Annotated in this window: 1 protein-coding gene; it reads right to left on the bottom strand. The window is 53.5% G+C overall.

The features are described from left to right. Nucleotides 1-34 precede the first annotated feature (34 nt). Nucleotides 35-952: an IS110 family RNA-guided transposase gene (locus tag BLL38_RS29955; protein WP_076965384.1), complete on the bottom strand. Its 918-nt coding sequence runs from the start codon at nucleotides 950-952 to the stop codon at nucleotides 35-37. Nucleotides 953-1171: the final 219 nt, after the last annotated feature.

Genomic DNA, 1171 nt, shown 5'->3' with positions numbered 1-1171 from the left:
AATGTGGGAGCAACTGTCTTCAACATGCCATTCGTCACCTCCATTCGGTGCCGTCACGCAGCATGGCATTCAGTCTGATAAGCAGTATCCGCATGCAGGCAATGAGCGCGACTTTCGCGCTCTTGCCTCTCTCGCGCAGAGCCTCGTAGCGGGTTTTGAAGTCAGCTTGATAGCGGATCACAACCCAGCTAGACATGTACAACGCATGTCGTACGCGGCCTCTTCCTCCGTAAATTTGCCGTTTTCCGTTGTGATTTCCACTGTCGTCGTTATACGGCGCGATTCCCGCCAGGGCCGCAACTTCCCTGCGATCAAGCTCACCGAGCTCCGGCAGGTAAACCAGCAAACTGGCAGCAGCCACCATGCCAATGCCTTTCACAGACATAAGTCGGTTGGCTTTTTCCGCGTCGAGCTCAAGCATGCTGTGAGTGATGTATTTTTCAAGTGCCTTAATCTGCGTTTTTAGGTAGCGAATATGGTCTTGGGTGGCCGTGACAACCGCTGGCAACTGGGCTTGCTGAAGCCGACGCTTGTTATCGTCGCGCTGCTGAACGAAGTGCTCGCGCAACTGAATCAGTTCACGCAGCGCCTCACGCTCAGGCGAAATGCGTTTTTCACGAGACCCATGAAGAACTTCGGCGAAATCGGCCAGAACAGCCGCATCAATCGGATCAGTTTTAGCCGTCTTGCCCATTGCCACGGCAAAGGCTCTGGCTCGGCGAGGATTGATCCGGAGTACGTTGAAATTTGCCTCCTGAAGCGCTGCCATAACCTGGCGCTCATAGCCTCCCGTAGCCTCAAGTAACACCCGGCCAACCTCGAAGCATCTTAAGCGTTTGATCAGTTCAGCAAAGCCTTCAGAAAGGTTTGAAACCTCAAATCCTTCGCCCTGAGGTTGAACCCAGACAACAAGATTTGATTTGGATATATCGATGCCGACCCAGGAAATCATGGCAAAACCCTCTTACACTCAGGAGTGAGAGCACTCTGGCTTAGCCCACGCTTGTGATTCGAGTGGCGCTCGTTCAACTGTTCGGGCTTATGGGCCAGAGTGGAAAGGTGGATGGCAGCTTTGCTCCCACTCGTGCTTCTAGCACTGCGGACTTACAGCTTGCCATCCACCCCTCTCACCTCAGAGTTTATTCCCAGATCAAGACACAAGCGGGCTTGC

It is taken from the genome of Pseudomonas gessardii (assembly GCF_001983165.1).
Lineage (GTDB): Bacteria > Pseudomonadota > Gammaproteobacteria > Pseudomonadales > Pseudomonadaceae > Aquipseudomonas > Aquipseudomonas gessardii.
Note: the sequence above shows the minus strand (reverse complement) of the source record. Positions and strands in the feature narration are given on the sequence as shown.

Bases quoted from the DNA above. Each gene is read 5' to 3' on its own strand.
- BLL38_RS29955 (WP_076965384.1), bottom strand. From the start codon at position 952: ATGATTTCCTGGGTCGGCATCGATATATCCAAATCAAATCTTGTTGTC.